The following is an 18,521-nucleotide window of genomic DNA, read 5'->3' as shown; positions in this document are numbered from 1 at the left end:
TGCAGGAACGGCGCCGATGACGGCGATCGTGGCCACCCCACGTGGTCAGGTGAAGAGCCTGTACGGGGGCCTGGCACCACACAAGACGAGCCCGCGGACATCGAGACGACGTCCGCGGGCCGTGTCGATACAGCTCAGAGACTGAAGGTCCGAACCGGCTGCAGATCGATCGCGTGGCCTGTGCCGCTCTCGATCACGATCTTGAGCGTCGGGTTGGTCTCGAGGTAATAGAACTCGATCGATTCACCGATCTTGCCGCCCATCAGGCGGGGCGCGTCGACGTCGGCGATAAGCGCGTCGGAGTCTTCGGCGCTGTGCTTCATAACCGCGATGTGTTGGACGCCCTCGCCCTTCTCGTCGAGGAACTCCTGGTAGATGTTCTTGCCGCCGGTGGGCTGAATCAATTCGAACCCGATGCCGCCGACGGTGGTCTCCGCCCCCAGCATGGAGAACTCGGTCGGCTCACCGCGCAGGTAGGTGTCGTGCAGCATCGGCGCGGAGTGGTCGTAGACCTTCCACGGGCCCCAGCCGAGACGCTTGGAGTACTCGTACATCGTCCTGTCGATGTCGTAGCAGACGATGCAAATCTGGCTGATGGCGTGCTTGGGGGTCTGCAGTGAAGTCATGTTCTCTCCTTCGAGATCGTTCGGGTGTGGGTGATGAGTGTGGGTGGGGCGGTCAGACCATGAGCGAGACGACGTCCTCCTCTCGCGCCGGACTGTCGGGGGTCGAAGCGACTTCGCCCACGATCTCACCGTCGTGCATGACGAGAATCCGGTCGGAGAGACCGATCAGCTCCGACAGGTCGTCGCTGACCAACAGCACCGACGCGCCCTCCGCGGTGAGGTCGCGCATGATCGCGTAGATCTCCTCCTTGGCTCCCGCGTCGACGCCGCGCGTGGGATTGTCGGCGATGATGACCTCCGCACCCTGACTGAGCCACTTGGCGAAGACGACCTTCTGCTGGTTGCCGCCGGAGAGTGTGCGCACGGTCTGTTCCGGAGACCGCGTGCGCACCCGGAGCTTGTCGACCCATTCCTTCGCGCGCACGCGCTCACGGCGGGGCGAACGCACTCCGACATCCGACCCGCGACCGAGTCGCACCTCGTTGATGTTCTGCGACACCGAGAGGCCGAGGCTCGCGCCCTCGGCATGCCGGTGCAGAGGGATGTACCCCGCACCGGCGGCGACACGATCGCCGAGCCGGCCGCTCATGACGGCACCATCGATCTCGACCGTGCCGCGGTAGCCGGCGGCCCCGAACAACGCGGCGGCAAGCTGGTTCTTGCCCGACCCGAGCAACCCGCCGACGCCGACGACCTCACCGCGGCGCACGGCCAAGGTCGTCGGTTTGAGGCCGTCCGAACTGACATCAGTCGCACGCAGACGAACGTCGGGGCCGGGCCCGCACTGGCGACCCTTCTGGTACATGTCCTCGGCGCGCTCCCGGCCCACCATGAGGCGGTGCAACTCCGACTCAGAGGTGCTCGCAGGGACCTCAGCGACGACCGCGCCGTCTTTCATGACGTAGAGCCGGTCCGAATACTCGAGCAGCTCGTTCAAGCGGTGCGAGACGAAGAGGAACCCGGTCCCGGCATCCCTCAGGCGGGTGACCAGCGCGAAGAACAACTCCAGCTCGCCACCCGACAGCGCGGCTGTCGGCTCGTCGAGCAAGATCACCGGGTCTCGGGTCTCGTAGATGCGAGACAGGCTGACCGCTCGTGCGAGCTCGAGCAGCTGACGCTGACCGAACGAGTACGCCGACACTGGCTTGTCAACGTCGTAGGACAGCCCGAGGTCGGCGAGCAGGTCTCGCGCATGCTGCTGGGCGGCACGCTTTCGGAAAACGCCCGCAATGGTGAAGTGATCCTCCGCGCCGAGGCAGAGATTCACGAAGACCGGAAGGCGCGGAATGACGCTCTGCTCCTGGAACACCCGGTAGACGCCGCGCCGGGCGGCGTCTACCGGGGTGTGCAGTTCCACATCGGAGCCGTCCATGACGACCATCCCCGCCGTCGGCTGCAGCACGCCGCACATGATGTCCATCACCGTGGACTTGCCCGCACCGTTCTCGCCGATCAGACCGACGATCTCCCCCGGATTCACGTGCATCGTGACATCGCGCAACACGACATTCGTGTCGAACACCATGCCCGCGCCGACGACCCCGAGGGAGGTCGACGCGGACGACTGCGCGCGTGCGTGCTGATTCATGACGACTGCTCCTCGGGTTACTTCTGACCGAACGAGGTCTCACCCGACAGGGTGAGGCCGATCACCGGTGCCAGCGGGTTTGCGACCGAGTGGTCGAGGTAGGTCGACGCCAGATCGAGCGCCGGGCCCTCGAGGTCCTCCGCGTACGCGGCGGGCAGCTCGTAGCCGGCGGGCGGCTCCTCACCGATGCGGCCCCAGTACTCGTACGGGTCGATCGGAACGAGGGTCACCTGCGTGTCCCAGTCATCCGGGTTCATCGCGCGGGAGATCGACGTCCAGTCGAAGGGCAGCGGGTCGGCCTGGTAGACGACCGACTGGTACTCACCGGCCGCGTCCGACGTGTCGATCGTGAGCGAATCCTGGAACATCATGCTCTCGGCCGGCGTGTACTCCGCACCCTCGTAGGCGTCGTAGAGGCGCACGACGTTGTACCCGCCGAACCAGGAACCATGGATCGCGACAGTCGCCGCCGCATTCGACCCGTTCTGCATGTCGTCGAGGAACTCGTCGATCGCGTCGATGCCGCCGACCTTCACGTCGGACATGCCGCGGTCCTTCAGCGCGTTGATCACGGCGATCGCCGAGTCGTCGTTGTGGCAGATGATCGCATCAACATCGGGGTTCGCGGTGAGGAGGTCCTCGATGACCGGCTGGGTCGCGACACGGTTCTCGCCGCCGCTCTCGCGGCCGACCAGCTCGATGCCGGGGTTCTCGTTCAACGCCTGCTGGACACCGAGCTGACGCTCGTCTGCGGTGGTGTTCCCGGGGAGGCCGGTGATGTGGATCACCTTGCCCTCGCCACCGATCTGGTCGATCACCGACGAAGCCATGTTGTACGAGTCGCGCACGTTGTCGGGCAAGAAGTAGCCGACGTAATGGTCGTTGTACTCCGGCTCCGACGGAGTGGACCACGGCTGGTTGGAGAAGATGTTCGTGGCATAGATGTCCTGGTCGGTTGCCGCCTGGATGAGCGTCGGCGACGAGGCCTGGTCCTGCGCGAACAGCAGGGCCATATCGATGCCCTTCGAACCGGCTTGCTGAACCTGGCTGAGCTGGGTGTCGGTGGAGTCACCGTAGACCTGCACGTCGACACCGATGTCCAGAGCGTCGGCCGCAGCCTCCGCCCCCTTGATGACGTCGGCCCAGTACGAGTTGTCCAGGGTGGGCACCTGCACCATCACGGTCGGTCGGTCCGGATCGCCGGTGGCGTCGCCACCGGCACTGTTCGAGGCGCAGGCCGCGAACAGCGGCACGGCGGCGGCGAAGGCGACGCCGGCCATGAGGCGGCGACGGGTGGACGATGTGGGGGTCATCAGACACTCCTTTGTGTGTTTCGGGTTGGTGAGTGGGGAGGGCCTCGGCGCTATTTGACGCTCGAGAGTTCTTTGCGGTTGAGGGTGAGGGCCACGGCGGCGATGAGCACGACGCCCGTGATCGTCTGCTGAACGAACGGGTCGACGCTGGCGAGGTTCATGCCATTGCTCAGCACCGAGATCACGAGCACGCCGAGGATGGTGCGCGCGGGCCCGCCCACTCCGCCCATGAGCGAGGTGCCCCCGAGCAGAATGGCGGCGAGCGCCTCCATGAGCAGAGGCTCCCCCATGCTTCCCGAAGCCGAGTTCGTGCGGATCATCAACAGGAGTCCCGCGAAGGCGGCGAACAGGCCCGACAGGGCGAACACCGCGACCTTCACGCGGTCGACGTTGATGCCCGAGAGCTTCGCCACGGTCTCGGCGTCACCGACGGCCTTGGCCCGGTATCCGAACACCAGTTTCTTCTCGATGGCCACGGCGATCACGAGGGCCACGAGCGCCCACAGCGAGATCAGCGGGATGCCGAAAATCGTGCCACCGAAGATCGTCGACAGCTCCGGCGAGCGCAGTGCCTGCGGACGCCCACCCGAGACGATCAACGCGACGCCCGCGAAGACGAACATCGTGCCGAGGGTGACGATGAAGCTCGGCACCTTCAGGTAGACGTGCACGAGCCCGTTCACGAGTCCACACGCGACGCCGACGGCGAAGCCGAGCGCTGCACCCCACGGGCCGAGCGCGGCGACGAACATCGCCGAGCTCACCCCCGTGAGGGTCACGATCGACCCGATCGAGAGGTCGATGCTGCCGATCAGCACGACGAACGTCGCACCGAGAGCGACCACGAGAAGTACCGCCATCTGCCGCACAAGGTTCTGCAGGTTCTCCATCGTGAAGAACACCGGACTCGCCAGCGAGAAGACGATGATGAGCACGATCAGCGCCGCGATCGGGGCGAGCAGGATGATGCGAGCCCGCCACGCGCCCTGGCCGTCGGATCTGATCTGGGTCGCGACCGTCTGGGTGAGGGTTCCCGGTTCGGGATCGAGTTTGGTGCTCATCATGTCTCCTCGGGGGTCCAGGGGCGGTCGACCTTGTCGCCGTCGACCCAGGGGGTCTTCACGAACACGGCGCGGAAGGTCTCGTCGAACGGGTTGCGCACGAAGTGCTCTTCGCCCGGCTCGGCGCGCAGCACCTCACCGGCCGAGACGACCACGCGCGTGGTGCGGTCGAGCCAGATCTCGGCTCTGCCCTCGAGCACCACGAACGACTCGGTGTGCTTCTCGTGCAGGTGGTTGTCGAACGTGTCGCCGGGGCGCAGCACGACCGTGCCGAACGCGGCATCGTCGGTCTGCTGCAGATACGCGGGGCCCCAATCGCCGAACCGCAGGTCGGCGTCGGCCGGGCGCAGCACATCCGCACTCATACGAGCACCTTCTCGGCGCTGGCCTCGCGGAACAGTTCGTACGCGTCGGCGGGGTCGACGTCGTCGTGCACGACCGCGCGCACGGCCCGCATCATCGCCGCCGGGGCGGCGCTCTGGAAGATGTTGCGGCCCATGTCGACACCGGCCGCCCCGGCACGCACGGCGTTGCTGGCCATGGTGAGGGCATCCCGCTCGGGAAGCTTCTTGCCGCCGGCCATGATCACCGGCACCGGGCAGCCGGCCACGACGTCTTCGAAGCCCTCGTCGCAGTAATACGTCTTCACCAGCTGCGCGCCGAGCTCGGCGATGATGCGGGTCGCCAGGCCCAGGTAGCGGGCGTCGCGGGTGAGCTCCTTGCCCACCGCGGTGACCCCGAGCACCGGAATGCCCGCGTCGTAGCCGGCGTCGACGAGCGTGGTCATGTTGCGGATGCTGCGGCTCTCGTTCTCGCCGCCGACGAACACCTGCACCGCGACCGCGTCGGCGTTGATGCGGACCGCATCGTGCATCGCCATGGCGGTGTACTCATCCGACAGCTCCTTCAGCACCGACGGGCCGCCCGAGGCGCGGAGCACCAGGCCGGACTGAGTCGCCGGGGAGATCGAGGTGCGCAGCGACCCGCGCGTGCACATCAGCGCGTCGGCCTCTTCGGCCAGCGGCGCGATGTTCAGGTCGATGCGCTCGAGTCCCGACGTGGGGCCCTGGAAGTAGCCGTGGTCGAACGCGAGCATCACGGTGCGGCCCGTGGCCGGGTTCAGGATGCGCGCGAGACGGTTCTGCATGCCCCAGTCGAGGTTGCCCGCCCCGCGGATGCTGTGCCCGAAGGGCACCGCGGGGGTGTCGGGGTGGAACTGCTTCGCCGAGGCGTTGCCGTCGAGGTCTGCCATGAGGGTCTCCTTCGGGGATGGGGTCTTCGAGGGGGTCGGGGTGATCGGGTCAGGCGTGGGGTTCCCGGGTGCGGCGGGCCTGCATCGGCTCGCGGGCCGCGCCCGGCGGGGTGAACAGGGGCTGCAGGTCGTCGCCCGAGATCGACAGCACGTCGCGGTAGACGCGGTGCCAGCGCTGCACGATCTCCGGGTAGGCGTCGCGCTCGGCCGGGTCGGGGTGCACGATGCGGTCGGGCTCGCCCATCGGCGGCAGCGACGCGCCGACACCCTGCGCGGCCAGGCGCGCGGCGCCGTACGAGGTCGCCTCCGGGGCCGGGGTGACGGCGGTGTCGAGGCCGGTGACCCCGGCGATGATGCGCGGCCACAGGGTGCCGGCACTCGAGCCGCCCGTGAAGGTCACGGTGCCGTTCTCGGTCGCACCGCCGCCGGTCAGCTCGGTGAGGATGTCGAGGTGCGCCGCGGCGACGATCGCCGCCGACTCCTCGATCGCGCGGATGAACGCGCCCCGCGAGCACGAATCCGGGTCGTTGATGTCGAACCCGACGAACGACGGCGCGGCCTGATGCCACGCATCCGCCTGCATCACGTTCGCGAGCGTCGCGACCACCCCGCCCGAACCGGCCGGAATGGTCTGCGCCCACTCCTCCATGACGGTGAACGCCGACGTGCCGCGCTCGGCGGCGGCGACCGCCGCATCCGGACACATCGAATCGCGGAACCACCGCATCGCCAGGCCCGACAAGAACCCGATGCCCTCGACCATCCACGCGTCGGGCTCGACGTGACACAGGGTGCGCAGGCGCCGGTCGGGGTCGATGAGGGGGTCGGTGGTGACGGCGGTGGTCTGCCAGAACGTGCCCGCGACGATCGTCGGGGTGCCCGGGCGGGCGGCGATGCCATGCAGGGCGAGCTGGGTGTCGGCGCCGCCGGTGACGACCGGAGTGCCGGGGGCGAGCCCGGTCGCGGCGGCCGCCTCGAGCGTGACGACACCGACGGTCTGCCCCGGCTCGACGACCTCGGGCAGGATGCCGCGGTCGATCCCGACCGCCTCGGCCAGGTGCGCCGACCACGTGCGCGCCTTCAGGTCGAACAGCGCCGAACTCGACCCGCACGTCGGCTCGGTCACGAACCGACCCGTCAGGCGCGTGGTCACCCAGTCGCTCAGCATGCCCAGGTGCCGGGCACGGGCGAGCAGGTCGGGTTCGTGGCGGGCGATCCAGCGCAGCCGGGCCGGGGCGGTGATCGACACCCAGTCCCCCGCCGTCGCGTAGATCTCGGCCGCCAGTCCCTCGCGCACGAGGTCGTCGGCCTCGGCGCGGGCACGGCCGTCGGTGTTCGGGCACGCCCACAGTTCCCGGCCGTCGGCGTCGTAGAGCACGAAGCCCTCGCGCATGCTCGAGGCGGCCACCGCGGCGACCTCGCGTCCGTTCAGGTGCGCGACGACGTCGGAGACCGCACCGACGATCGCCACCCACCCGCCGTCGGTGTCGAACACCGTGCCGCCCGGGTGCCCGGGCACCGGCGCGTGGGTCCACTCGCGGGCGCCGTGGGCGACCAGGCGCCCCTCGATGTCGAACGCGAGCGCCCGCGCCGAGCCGGTGCCGGCATCGATGGCGAGGAAGACCGGTGAGGCGCTCATCGTTCCCACCGCAGGTCGGCGCCGTCGCGGAACGCCTGGATCTCGGCGGCGAGCATGTCGGCACCGCGCGCGAGGGTCTCATGGGTGGCCCCCGCCAGGTGCGGGGTGAGGATCACGTTCGGCTGCACGACCAGCTCGCGCCACGGGCCGTCCGGCTCGTTCACATCGAGCGCGACACCCGACAGGTGACCGCGTGTGAGAGCATCCAGCATCGCCTGCTCGTCGACGAGGGACTCGCGGGCCGTGTTGATGAGGAACGACCCGGCCGGCATCGTCGCGATCTGCGCCGCGCCGACCATGTGTCGGTTCTCGGCCGTCGCCCGGGCGTGGACGCTCACGACGTCGCTGCCGGCGAGGAGCTCGTCGAGGTCGCCGACGATCGTGGTGTCGGTGACGGTGGACGGGTCGACGAACGGGTCGTACGCGGTGACCGTCGCGCCCAGGGCGTGGGCGCGGGCGGCGACCAGGCGCGCGACGTTGCCGTAGCCGATCAGGCCCACGCGGGTGCCGGCGACCTCGCGACCGAACCAGCGCGCGCCCTCGAAGGTCGACTCCGCCAGCGGCAGGCCCTTCGCGACCCGGTCGTCGACATCCCGCAGCGAAGCCGGCACATTCCGGATGAGCGAGATCAGGAAGCCGATCGTCAAGTCGGCGACCGCCTCGGCGTTCTTGCCCGGGGTCGTCGTCACCCGCACGTTCCGCCGCGTCGCCGCCGCCAGGTCGACGTTCACCGGGCCGCCGCGAGCGCATCCGAGCAGCTTCAGGTCGGGAAGCGCCTCGATCACCTCGGCCGTGACCGGAGCGGCGTGGAAGGCGACCACGTCGTAGCCGGCGGCGAGCTTCGCGACCTCGGCCGGGTCGCCCTCGAACTCGCGGATCGCGCTCGTCGGCCACGTGGCGTCGGCGAGGGTGAGGGTCGCGGCGTCGGCCGTCAGACCCCGCGCGGTGAACGCCGAGGTGAACACGTCGGCCGACATGTAGCTGTCACCGAGCACGAGGATGCGGGGGTCGGTCATGAGGTGTCTCCGGGGTGGTTGGGGGTTGCGGGTTCGGGTTTGGGGTTCGGGTTTGGGGGTGGGTTGCGGGTTCGGGGGGGTGGGGTTCGGGGGTGGGGTTCGGGGCTGGGCTGGGTTTCGGGGGGTGGGGTTTTCGGGGTCGGCGAAGACGCGACGGGCCGAGGTGGGGGCGGTTCGGGTTCGCGTGGGGGTGGTTCGGGTTGGGAGGGTTCGGGATCGGAAAGGGGAGGGGGGAGGGAGTTCCGGGGTACCCGGGGGCGGGCGGGGCTCGGGGATCAGGCGGGGCTGGGTTTCACGCGGGCACTGTCGGTGGCGGCGCGGCGTCCGGTCGGATATCGGCCCGACGCGTGCTCGGATGAGATCCCGTCGGCTTCGAATCCGGTGTCGACGCTCACCCGCAGACGGTCGGTGCGCACCGACGCGCGGGAGAAGTCGATCGGTTCACCGTCAGGTCCATATGCGACCGCTTCGACGACGACGATCGGGTGGCCGGCCTCGACCTCGAGCAGGGTCGCGAGGGTGCGGTCGGCGGTCGCCGCCTCGATGGTGCGGTGCATCCGGGAGATGCGCACCCCGGCGACCCGGGTGATCGTGCCGTACAGGCTCGCCTGCGGATCGCGCAGATCGGGCAGCACGCCGGCGAAACGGCGGGGCATGTAATTGATGACGTGCACCGCCGTGCGGGAACCGACCGCACGCACGCGCTCCAACACGAAGCCGTACCCGTCGGCAGAGTCGCGCCCCAGGGCGGCCGCGGCCCACGACGGCAGCGGCTCGACCCCGCCCCGCAGAATCTGCGAGGTCAGGGCGCTGCGGCCATCCTGGCTGTACTCCCCCAGCAGGCTCGGCGCCGACGGGAGGGTCCACGCCGACGGACCCTGAGTTTGTTCGACGAACGCGCCCTTGCCCTGCTGGCGCGAGATGATGCCCGCGGTCTCGAGGCGAGACAACGCCTCACGCACCGAGGTGCGCGACGCCGAGAAGTGCGCGCACAGCTCGTTCTCGCTCGGCAGCTTGTCACCCGGCACCCATGTGCCGTCGGCGACCCGCGACTCCAGCACCCGCATGATCTGGAACCAGATCGGGGCCGTGGCCTCACGGTCGAGCTGAGGAAGCGTCAGCATCGTTCGAACCTGTCTCTTCGGTGAGCGGGAGGGATCGGGCTTCTGGCCCTGACCACCCGGCGACCTCGCCCGGCGGATGTATCCATCCTGTCGGGGAACATGTATCCCCTGTAGAGACAAGTGCGTCTTTTTCGGGTTCGGCCTTCTCTGCCGACCGGCTTTACGGCACGATCTGGGGTTTTCGCAACTCTTCGGCGGGGAGAGGGCGATGGTGGCGACCGTACGCACGCGGGGTGGGCCCACTCATCCCAGACAAGTTGACGGAGCTGGCAACGCGCAGAGGCGTCGCCTACTCCTCCCCTTCACGCACCGGCGGGGCACCGAGGACATTCCGCGCGCAGCTGGCGTGGCTATTGGGACCTATACAGATATCTGCCATGGTCGCGTATGGTTATCTGCATGAGGACGACGCTGAACCTTTCCGATGCTCTTGCACGGGCGGCGAAGGAACGCGCGTCTGCCGAAGGGCGCAGCTTCACGAGTTTCCTCGAGGAAGCCCTGCGCGAGCACCTCGCGCGCGAACCCTCACAAGGCACGACCGGCCCGTTGCCGACATACTCGCCCCGTACTCCCGGCACCCTGGTCGACCTCGACGACACCGATGCGGTGTGGGACGCACTGGACGCGGGCGCATGACGCTCGTCGTTCCCGACGTCAACATCCTGATCCACGCGTTCCGCACCGACACGGCCGGACACGAGACGTACGCCACCTGGCTGCGAACCACCATGCGCGACGGCCGACTCGGCATCGCCGACACGATCGCCACCGGCTTCGTGCGCATCGTCACCCACCCGCGCATCTTCGCCGAACCGACACCGACCCTGGCGGCACTCGAGTTCATCGACGCGATCGCCGCCCGGCCGCGCGCAAGCTGGCTGCACCAGGGAGCCGAACCCTGGCAGCACCTCGGACAGATAGCTCGCGACGACAGTGGCGTGCGGGGCAACCTCGTGCCCGATGCCCACATCGCGGCCCTCTGCCTCAGCAATGGCGCACATCTTGCCACTCGCGACCGCGGATTCGCCCGGTTCCCCGGCCTGCGGTTCTTCGATCCGGCCGCGTAGGGTCTCGACGTCGGCCGGATGGAGACGCGATCACGGGACGAGGTCGCCACCTGTCTGTATAGAACCTGTGTACTATATTTTTTTCCACAGATCGCTCCGGTAGGGGTACAAATGTCGTACCCCCTCTCTACTCTTGAAGTAGTCAGAGATCACGGGGGCGGCGATGGAGAACGAGCGGCAGCGAGAAGCAGACGCGGCTCGCACGCGGGAGCTGGTCGCCGCGATCTCCGAGCTAGATGCCGCCGAGGCGCGCATCCAAGCCGAACGGGCTCGTCTCTACGCTGACGCGTTCGAGCTCACCCAGGAGCAGACCGCGCGACTGCGTGAGGCCAGTACCCGGGAGCGCGAGATGCCGTTGCGGGCGATGGCCGCCGAACTCGCCGTCGCCAAACGCGTCAGCGACCGCACCATGCAAACGCACCTGTTCGACGCGTACCGCACCGTCAACGACTACGCCGCCACCTGGCACGCATGGCATGCCGGACGCATCTCGCGCGCGCACGTCAGCGTGATCGTCGACAACGGACTCGAGCTCACCGAGCCCGACGCCCGCGCCGCCTACGAACACGAGGCACTCGCTTACGCCGAAACCACATCCGCATCGCGGCTTCGACCCTTCGCGGAGCAGGCCGCCGAGAAACACAACCCGAAGACCATGCAAGAACGCCACGACGAAGCCGTGCTCGACAGGCGGGTGTGGGTAGAAGACCTGCGCGATGGCATGTCGATGCTCGGCGCGATCGGGCCCTCCGTCGAGATCCACGGGGTCTACGACCGGATCACCCGGCAAGGGAAAGCCATCACGCACGCCGACCGGGTCGCGCGACGCGACGCCGCGCAGCAAGACGCCCAGCGCGAGGCGGCCGCACGTGCACGGTCAGAGGCGGGCGCAGTCCGGTGCGGCGCGGGACGGCGCGAGGGCCTCGAGGGCGGGTACGACGTGGACGAGCACCGCACGACCGGGCCCGGTGCGGGCTTCGGTCTTTCCGATGACCGAAACATGAACCACACCGCGGGCGGCGCGGTAGAACACCAACTCGTCGACACCGGCAGCTGCGGAACTGCGAATGCCGGTGAGGTGTGGTTCGACCAGCGGACCCTCGACCAGATCCGCACCGACCTGCTGCTGGACATGATGCTCACCTCCACCCCCTCGTTCGATACGACCGGAGATGTGGTCGAGGGTGGGCTCGGGGCGATCCGGGCGCACGTGCAGGTCACCGTTCCCGCCACCAGCCTCGCGGGAACAACCGCCGGGGGTGCGGAACTGGACGGGACGTGCGCGGTCGACCCCGAGACGGCGAGAATCCTCGCCGGAAACGCCCCCGGGTTCGACCGGGTGTTCCTCGACCCCATCGGCGGGGCCGTTCTCGCGGTCGACCGGCGGCACGCGACCGCGGCGCAGAAACGGTACCTGATGGCCCGGGACGTCCGGTGCCGGTTCCCCGGATGCCGGAGACCTGCGCGAGATTGTGACTGGGATCACCGGGAGGACTATGCCCTCGGCGGCAAAACCGATGTCGACAACCTCGGGGCGTTCTGCAAGAGACACCACACCCTGAAACACGCCGCCGGGTGGACCGTCGTCCAACACCCCGGCGGGAGACTGCACTTCACCGCACCCTCCGGACTGCAATACACCGACGACCCACCACCACGGGTGATGTTCATCCCCGACCCGTCACCGCAGCCGAGACCGACCGCCGTGGTCGCCCCGCCGTTCTAGACGGAACGGTCGCACGGCCCATCCTTCCGAGCCTCCGCGCATGGGCTCGCCCCGCCGTTCGGCGAGACCGCGTCAGGCAGCCAGCGCGGGCGGGGACGGCGCGTGAAGCTCGCGCAGCCGCGACAGGGCCGCTCGGATCCGCGTCTTCACCGTGCCGAGCGGCGTATCCAGGATCTCCGCGATCTCGACCTGCGTATGCCCGCCGAAGTAGGCGAGCTCGATCACCTGACGATGCGGCGCGCTCAGGCGGGAAAGAACCGTCCGGAGGGCATCACCCTCGACGATGGCCTCAACCTGATCGGCCGGTTCAGGATCGAGCGACACGGCCTGGCGGTGGCCGTGCACAACATCCCGCCGGCGGTCGGCCTGGGTGCTGCGCACGCAATCGACCGCCCGCCGGTGAACGAGGGTGAACAGCCAGGGCATCGCCGAGCCGCGTGCCGACGAGAACGCCCCCGCGTTCTGCCAGATGTACAGGAAGACCTCCTGCAGCACCTCTTCGGCAAGCTGGCGGTTCTGGAGGAGTCGAACCGCCAGACCGAACAACGCGGGCGAGACCGCGCCGTACAGCTCAGCCAATGCCGCGGGATCGCCGGCGGCGATATCCGCGAGCAGGTTCTCGAGGTTCGCGTCGGGGTCGCTGGGGGGCATGGGACTACCGTGCCGCGCCGAAGCGACCGACTTCGGGGGCTTGTGGAACCGCGGCCGACCATGTACATGCATCTGCATACGGAGGCGAAGACCGGGTGGTGCGCGCTGCACGTTGCCGAACACCTCGACGACGCAGGACCCCGCCGGCCACCATGCCCGTCGCCCCCGTCACCCCCCGACGCGACGAACTGGGAGACTGGCCGCATGACCGAGACGTTCGAGTCGCTGCTGAAGACCGGGTCAAGCGCAGACGTGTCGGGATGGGACTTCTCCTGGCTCGACGGCCGCGCGAGCGAACAGCGGCCGCCCTGGGGCTACGCCCGACAACTCGCCGACCGACTCTCCCGAGCCTCGGCCTCGCTCGACGTGCAGACCGGCGGCGGTGAAGTGCTCGCCGAAGCCGCATCCTTCCCCGCGACGGCAGCCGCGACCGAGTCCTGGCCTCCGAACGTCGCGAAGGCCACCCGGCTGCTGCACCCGCGCGGCGTGGTCGTCGTGGCCGACCCGGACGAACCTCCCCTGCCGTTCGCCGACGAGGCGTTCGACCTGGTCACCAGCAGGCACCCCGCCACCGTCTGGTGGGACGAGATCACCCGTGTGCTCCGTCCCGGCGGCACCTACTTCGCCCAGCATGTCGGCCCGGCGAGCGCATTCGAGCTGATCGAGTTCTTCCTCGGTCCCCAGCCCGACGCACGGCGAGCACGCCACCCTGATGACGAAGCCGCCGCGGCCGAGGCAGCCGGCCTCGAGATCGTCGGCCTGCGGACCGCGCGCCTCCGCATCGAGATCCACGACGTCGCCGCCGTCGTCTACCTGCTGCGGAAAGTGATCTGGTGGGTCCCCGGATTCTCCGTCGAGAGCTCGCGCGAGCGACTGCGGGATCTCCACGACCGCATCCAGACCGACGGCCCCTTCATCGCGCACTCCACCCGGCACCTCGTCGAAGCCCGACGCCCGACCGCGTAGCCACACGCACCGGGGCGGTGCTCAGCTCGCGGCCTCGCGCGAGTCGCCCGCCGACCGGCCCCTGCGGCGCCACCACCGCCACGCCGCCACACCGAGCAGGCCGATGCAGGCGCCGGCGGTGTTCGCGATGATGTCCAGCTCGCTCGGGGTGCGGCGATCCAGCAGCACCCCCTGCACGCTCTCGATCCCGAGGGTCAGGACGATCGCGATCGGAAGCACCAGCGCACGATCGCGCAGGAGGAGGGTCAGCAGCACCCCCAGCGGCACGAACAGCAGGATGTTCGCCCCGAACTCGATCCGGGCATAGGTGAGCACCGGAATGAGGCGGGTGACCAGGTCGATCATCGGCCCGGCGCCGCTGTCGACGGGCGAGGGCCAGAACGCGATGAGCGTGAGAGCGAACAGGTAGCCGGCGAGAGACCAGCCGGCGATGCGGCGCACGTCGCGGCGCGGCGAGGTATGTGCGGCGAATCCCGGGGGGAGCGCGTTCCGCGGCAGCGGAGGTCGAGGGGGCACCACGATCCGCTCCATGTCGGGGTGATCGCGCGGCGACGGGGGCATCGTCCTATCGTGCCCCCTCGCCGTGCCGTCGGCGTTGCCCAACGACGTCGACGACGTTTCGGGATGCTCGGCGCACACCGCACGCACCCCCGGCCGACGGTGTTCGCGATATCGTTCACCTCCCCTTCCCGTGCGTTCACACAACGTCCCTAGCGTCAGTCGAGCCGGACCGATCGAGCGAATCGCGCCGATCACGCCGCAGTCATCACAACAGGGAGACGACGTGGGTGTCGAAAGCACGTGGATGAGACGCGGGGTGGCGCTGAGCGTCGCCACCGCACTGGGGATCACCGGCGCCATCGCCGGCACGACCGCGGCGAGCGCGGCACCGAGCGGGGCGGTGAGCGCTCTGCCCCTGGTCGCCGTGCAATCGGCGTTGCACGCCACCGGGACGACCACCGGGCAGGTCGCCCAGCTGCTCTCCCCGGAGCTGGACGAACGGATCGGCGCGTACGGGCGTCATGCCCTCCCCGGAACCGGAACCCCGATCCTCTCCCCCGACGAACAGACGGCCACCCTCGAACGCCTGACCCCCGCCGGTGCCGTGCCGGGCGAGCTCTGCGACGACGACCTCGCCGACTGCGAAGCCCGTCCGACCTGGTCGACCACCTCGGGCGCACTCGAGACCGGTGACGCCTCAGCTCGCACCACCGCGACGCCGACGAGCCTGCGCGCCGAATCATCCGTCACCGACGTCACCGTGCATCTCGACGACCTCCTCGAGGGCCTGACCGACATCACCGGCATCGACCAGGCCGCGAGCGTCGGGCTGGCCTCCGCCGACGCGACCACCGCCGGCGCACCCGTGCTCACGCTCGATGACGTCGACCTGCTCGGCGACACCGTCGACCTCATGACCGAGATGCCGCAGACGACCCGCGTCGCCGCGTTCGAGCAGACCGACCCGGCCCTCGTGCTCGGGTCGCTCGTCGGCGCCGAAGACGGCGTCGCGTACGCCGGATACGTCACTGACGCACTCCTCGCCGGCGAAGTGACCGTCACCGCCGAACGACCCGCCGTCGTCGACGGTGCCGGCGCCGCCCTGCGCCTGACCGTCGAGATCCACTGGGACGTCGACATCGACAGCGTGATCGGCACGATCGACGCGAGCATCGACGGAACACTGCTGGTCGCCGATCTCGGCGCCTACGTGCTCGACGCGGACGCCTCGCCGGCCGCGCTGCTGCAGACCGTCTCCACCGCCATCGACGTGCAGCACCTCGAGGTCCCGGCATCCGGCGAGATCAGCGGTGGAGCGTTCGCCGAGCTGTTCAACGCCGAGCTCGAGAACACCGACATCGGCGGCGACGACCGCATCGCCTGGGCGGAGTTCGGCACCCCCGACACCGACCCCGGCGAGAACGGCGTCTTCGTCGAGGAGGACGAACCCCGTGAGGGTCTGAGCTTCACCCGCATGCAGGTCTCCCACGTGCTCGCCGACACCGGAGCGACCGCAACGGTCAGCGGCGACGACCTCGCCATCGGCGCCGAGCTCGTCGCCGAAGACGACATCGCCTCGGCCGTCTTCGGCCTCGACGACATCGTCACCCTCGACGCGATCACCGCGAACGCGACCGCCCCGCGCTCCTTCGACGCCGCCACCGGCACCTCGCTCGACCTCGAGAACCTGCGCGTGCTCGGCGAGGCCGTCGCCCTCCCCGGCGACGGCTCGCCCGCCGTGGTGACCGTCGACACCGAGGTCACCGACATGGATGCCGCGGTCGCCGCCCTGTTCGGCGAGGAGATCTTCGCGCAGGCCCCCGGGCTCAAGGGCAACCTCACCGGGTCGGCGACCACCACCGTCACCGCGACGGTCACCCCGGTGGAGACGGTCACCGGAGGAACCGCGGCGGCCCGCCTGGAGGTCGTGCTGAGCGCCGAGTCCGAGTTCTCCGCCACGGCGAGCGGGCAGGCCACGATGTACCTCGAGAGCATGGACTTCACCGCGGCCGGCGAGTTCGCCCGCCTCGAGGTCGGCGCCGTCAGCGCCGGACGCGACGGCAGCCTCATCGAACCGGTCGTGCCGGAAGAGCCGGGCGAAGCATCCGATACGACCTGGGCGATCCCGACCGAGGCGCCCAGCCGCATCCTGCTCAGCCTCACCGAAACCCCGGCGACGTCGATCGGCGTCACCTGGCGCACCGACGCGGCGATCGACGCCGGCTCGGTCGAGGTGCGAGAGATCGGCGGCGACACCCGGAGCGTCCCCGCCACGACGGGCGAGCCGGTCGGCTTCTCGTCCTGGGAGTACTCCTCGCGCTCGCACTCAGCGGTCATCGACGGCCTCTCACCCGAGACCACCTACGAGTACCGCGTGGGCACCGGCGAGCACGTGAGCGACTGGTTCTCGTTCACCACCGCAGCCGAATCGGGCGCGTTCACCTTCATCGGGTTCGGCGACGCCCAGAACGACCTCACCGAGGGATTCACCCCCGTCGCCCAGATGGCGTTCGCCGACGTGCCGGAGGCGGCCTTCGCGCTGCACCCGGGGGACCTGATCAACAACTCCGACCGCGACGTGCAGTGGGCGGAGTGGTTCCGGGCGCAGGAGCCGTTCACAGCGACGATCCCGACGATCACCACCCCCGGCAACCACGAGTACTCCGGCGACCAGCCCCTGACGCAGTACCACGAGCACGTCACCCAGCCCCTCAACGGACCGGTCGCCACCGCGGAAGACGCCTACACGCGGGCGTTCGAAGAGGAGATCGCCGAGCACCTCGCCGAGTCGGCGTTCTACGTCGACCACCAGGGCGCCCGGATCATCTCGCTCGATGACAACCCGGGGTCGGGCGTGACCGAGTTCATCCCGGACGAGGTCCCGGCGTGCGAGCTCGAACGGTGCGAGTCGGCGATCGAGATCTTCCTGCGCATGCAGGGCGAATGGCTCGGCGACGTGCTCGCTGAGAACCCGCACCCGTGGTCGATCGTCACCTTCCACCAGCCCGTCTTCTCGACCTCCGAGGGACGAGACAACGCGCTCGTGCGCAACGCGTGGCTGCCGATCCTCGAAGAGCACGACGTCGACCTGGTGCTGACCGGACACGACCACAGCTACGGCCGCGGCCACCTCATCGCGAACGAGACCGACCTCGACGGCGTGCAGACCGGCCCGGTCTACGCGGTGTCGGTGTCGGGACCGAAGATGTACACGCTGAGCGATCCCGACGACAACATCTGGACCCAGAACGGCGCCCGTCAGGTGACCCGCGCCGGCAACACCCAGGGCTACCAGGTGATCGACGTGACCGAGCAGGCCATCCACTACCGCGCGATCGTCGCCGTCAAGCAGGACGGCTCCACCGTCGACGCCGAGGTGGGGGAGGTGTTCGACGAGTTCACCATCACGAAGTACGCCGACGGAACCAAGTGGGTCACGGAGGCAGGTGTCGAGATCCCCGCCGACACGGGCGACGGCGGCACCGGCGACGGCGGCACCGGCGACGGCGGCACCGGCGACGGCGGCACCGGCGACGGCGGCTCGGGCGAGACGGCGGCGACGCTGACCCTCTCCTCCGGCACGGTCGCCGCGGGCGGCACGCTCTCCCTGACCGGCAGCGGCTTCGAGCCAGGGGCAGAGCTTCGCGTCGAACTGCACTCGACTCCGCAGGTGCTCGGGGCGGTCACCGCGGATGCCGCGGGGGCCTTCGCATCCACCGTGACGATCCCCGCCTCGACCGAGACGGGCACACACACCGTGCGGGTCTTCGCGGGCGATGACGAGCTCGCCTCGGCCGAGATCGAGGTGACGGCGGCCGGAGCGCTCGCCGCCACCGGCGGCACCTTGTGGGCGCTCGGGCTGTTCCTCGCGGTGGCTCTGGTGTCGGTGGGTCTCCTGCTGCGCCGCCGCCGCACCTCGACGAGCTGACGGCGCACCACAGCACGACATCCGCGTTCGCGCCGGACCCGACCCTCAGCGGCTCGGGCCCGG

16 protein-coding genes are annotated in these 18,521 nt (G+C 69.5%); 5 read left to right on the top strand and 11 right to left on the bottom strand.

All coding sequences use genetic code 11. From position 1 onward, the window contains the following. Positions 1–134 precede the first annotated feature (134 nt). From RZO50_RS07000 to RZO50_RS06960, 9 genes are all read right to left on the bottom strand, one after another. Positions 135–626, bottom strand: a complete 492-nt coding sequence (locus RZO50_RS07000; protein WP_322598999.1) for a VOC family protein — start codon at positions 624–626, stop codon at positions 135–137. 52 nt (positions 627–678) lie between these two features. Further along, on the bottom strand, positions 679–2,214 hold the full coding sequence (locus RZO50_RS06995; protein ID WP_322598998.1) for a sugar ABC transporter ATP-binding protein: 1,536 nt from the start codon (positions 2,212–2,214) through the stop codon (positions 679–681). 17 nt (positions 2,215–2,231) lie between these two features. Then, a complete protein-coding gene (locus tag RZO50_RS06990) occupies positions 2,232–3,527 on the bottom strand; it encodes a sugar ABC transporter substrate-binding protein (RefSeq protein ID WP_322598997.1) in 1,296 nt (431 codons plus the stop codon). Between the two features lie 50 nt (positions 3,528–3,577). After that, a complete protein-coding gene (locus RZO50_RS06985; RefSeq protein ID WP_322598996.1) occupies positions 3,578–4,588 on the bottom strand; it encodes an ABC transporter permease in 1,011 nt (336 codons plus the stop codon). Beyond that, the gene (locus RZO50_RS06980; protein ID WP_322598995.1) at positions 4,588–4,953 is read right to left on the bottom strand and encodes a cupin domain-containing protein; all 366 of its coding nucleotides are present in this window, start codon (positions 4,951–4,953) and stop codon (positions 4,588–4,590) included. Before RZO50_RS06980 ends, RZO50_RS06985 begins: the two co-directional genes overlap by 1 nt. Next, complete coding sequence (gene lsrF, locus RZO50_RS06975) at positions 4,950–5,840, bottom strand: 3-hydroxy-5-phosphonooxypentane-2,4-dione thiolase (RefSeq protein WP_322598994.1); 891 nt, start codon at positions 5,838–5,840, stop codon at positions 4,950–4,952. The genes RZO50_RS06980 and lsrF overlap by 4 nt, the downstream gene beginning before the upstream one ends. Before the next feature lie 49 nt (positions 5,841–5,889). Further along, positions 5,890–7,479 (bottom strand): FGGY family carbohydrate kinase, encoded by a 1,590-nt coding sequence (locus RZO50_RS06970; protein WP_322598993.1) that lies wholly within the window; start codon positions 7,477–7,479, stop codon positions 5,890–5,892. Continuing rightward, a complete protein-coding gene (locus RZO50_RS06965; RefSeq protein WP_322598992.1) occupies positions 7,476–8,495 on the bottom strand; it encodes an NAD(P)-dependent oxidoreductase in 1,020 nt (339 codons plus the stop codon). Before RZO50_RS06965 ends, RZO50_RS06970 begins: the two co-directional genes overlap by 4 nt. 275 nt (positions 8,496–8,770) lie before the next feature. After that, complete coding sequence (locus tag RZO50_RS06960) at positions 8,771–9,619, bottom strand: GntR family transcriptional regulator (protein ID WP_322598991.1); 849 nt, start codon at positions 9,617–9,619, stop codon at positions 8,771–8,773. A gap of 399 nt (positions 9,620–10,018) precedes the next feature. Between RZO50_RS06960 and RZO50_RS06955 the strand changes: the two genes are divergently transcribed. The 3 genes from RZO50_RS06955 (at position 10,019) to RZO50_RS06945 (ending at position 12,412) form a co-directional block, all read left to right on the top strand. Next, positions 10,019–10,255: a ribbon-helix-helix domain-containing protein gene (locus RZO50_RS06955; protein WP_322598990.1), complete on the top strand. Its 237-nt coding sequence runs from the start codon at positions 10,019–10,021 to the stop codon at positions 10,253–10,255. Beyond that, positions 10,252–10,686, top strand: a complete 435-nt coding sequence (locus RZO50_RS06950) for a TA system VapC family ribonuclease toxin (protein ID WP_322598989.1) — start codon at positions 10,252–10,254, stop codon at positions 10,684–10,686. The genes RZO50_RS06955 and RZO50_RS06950 overlap by 4 nt, the downstream gene beginning before the upstream one ends. Positions 10,687–10,849: 163 nt before the next feature. Beyond that, positions 10,850–12,412 carry an HNH endonuclease signature motif containing protein gene (locus RZO50_RS06945; RefSeq protein WP_322598988.1) on the top strand — a complete coding sequence of 521 codons (1,563 nt, stop codon included), beginning with the start codon at positions 10,850–10,852 and terminating at the stop codon, positions 12,410–12,412. A 72-nt stretch (positions 12,413–12,484) separates the two neighbouring features. Here RZO50_RS06945 and RZO50_RS06940 read toward each other — a convergent pair whose 3' ends face one another. Beyond that, positions 12,485–13,186 carry a sigma-70 family RNA polymerase sigma factor gene (locus RZO50_RS06940; RefSeq protein ID WP_322598987.1) on the bottom strand — a complete coding sequence of 234 codons (702 nt, stop codon included), beginning with the start codon at positions 13,184–13,186 and terminating at the stop codon, positions 12,485–12,487. Positions 13,187–13,267: 81 nt separating this feature from the next. Here RZO50_RS06940 and RZO50_RS06935 point away from each other — a divergent pair, with 81 nt between their 5' ends. Then, positions 13,268–14,029, top strand: a complete 762-nt coding sequence (locus tag RZO50_RS06935; protein ID WP_322598986.1) for a class I SAM-dependent methyltransferase — start codon at positions 13,268–13,270, stop codon at positions 14,027–14,029. Between the two features lie 21 nt (positions 14,030–14,050). On the opposite strand, the gene RZO50_RS06930 is transcribed toward RZO50_RS06935, so the two are convergent. Further along, positions 14,051–14,590 (bottom strand): VanZ family protein, encoded by a 540-nt coding sequence (locus tag RZO50_RS06930; protein WP_322598985.1) that lies wholly within the window; start codon positions 14,588–14,590, stop codon positions 14,051–14,053. 256 nt (positions 14,591–14,846) lie between these two features. Between RZO50_RS06930 and RZO50_RS06925 the strand changes: the two genes are divergently transcribed. Further along, positions 14,847–18,458 carry a purple acid phosphatase family protein gene (locus RZO50_RS06925; protein WP_322598984.1) on the top strand — a complete coding sequence of 1,204 codons (3,612 nt, stop codon included), beginning with the start codon at positions 14,847–14,849 and terminating at the stop codon, positions 18,456–18,458. The last annotated feature ends 63 nt before the right edge of the window (positions 18,459–18,521 follow it).

The sequence above is a fragment of the Microbacterium xanthum genome (genome assembly GCF_034531355.1).
Taxonomy (GTDB): Bacteria; Actinomycetota; Actinomycetes; order Actinomycetales; family Microbacteriaceae; genus Microbacterium; species Microbacterium xanthum.
This window is presented reverse-complemented; position numbering and strand designations above follow the sequence as displayed.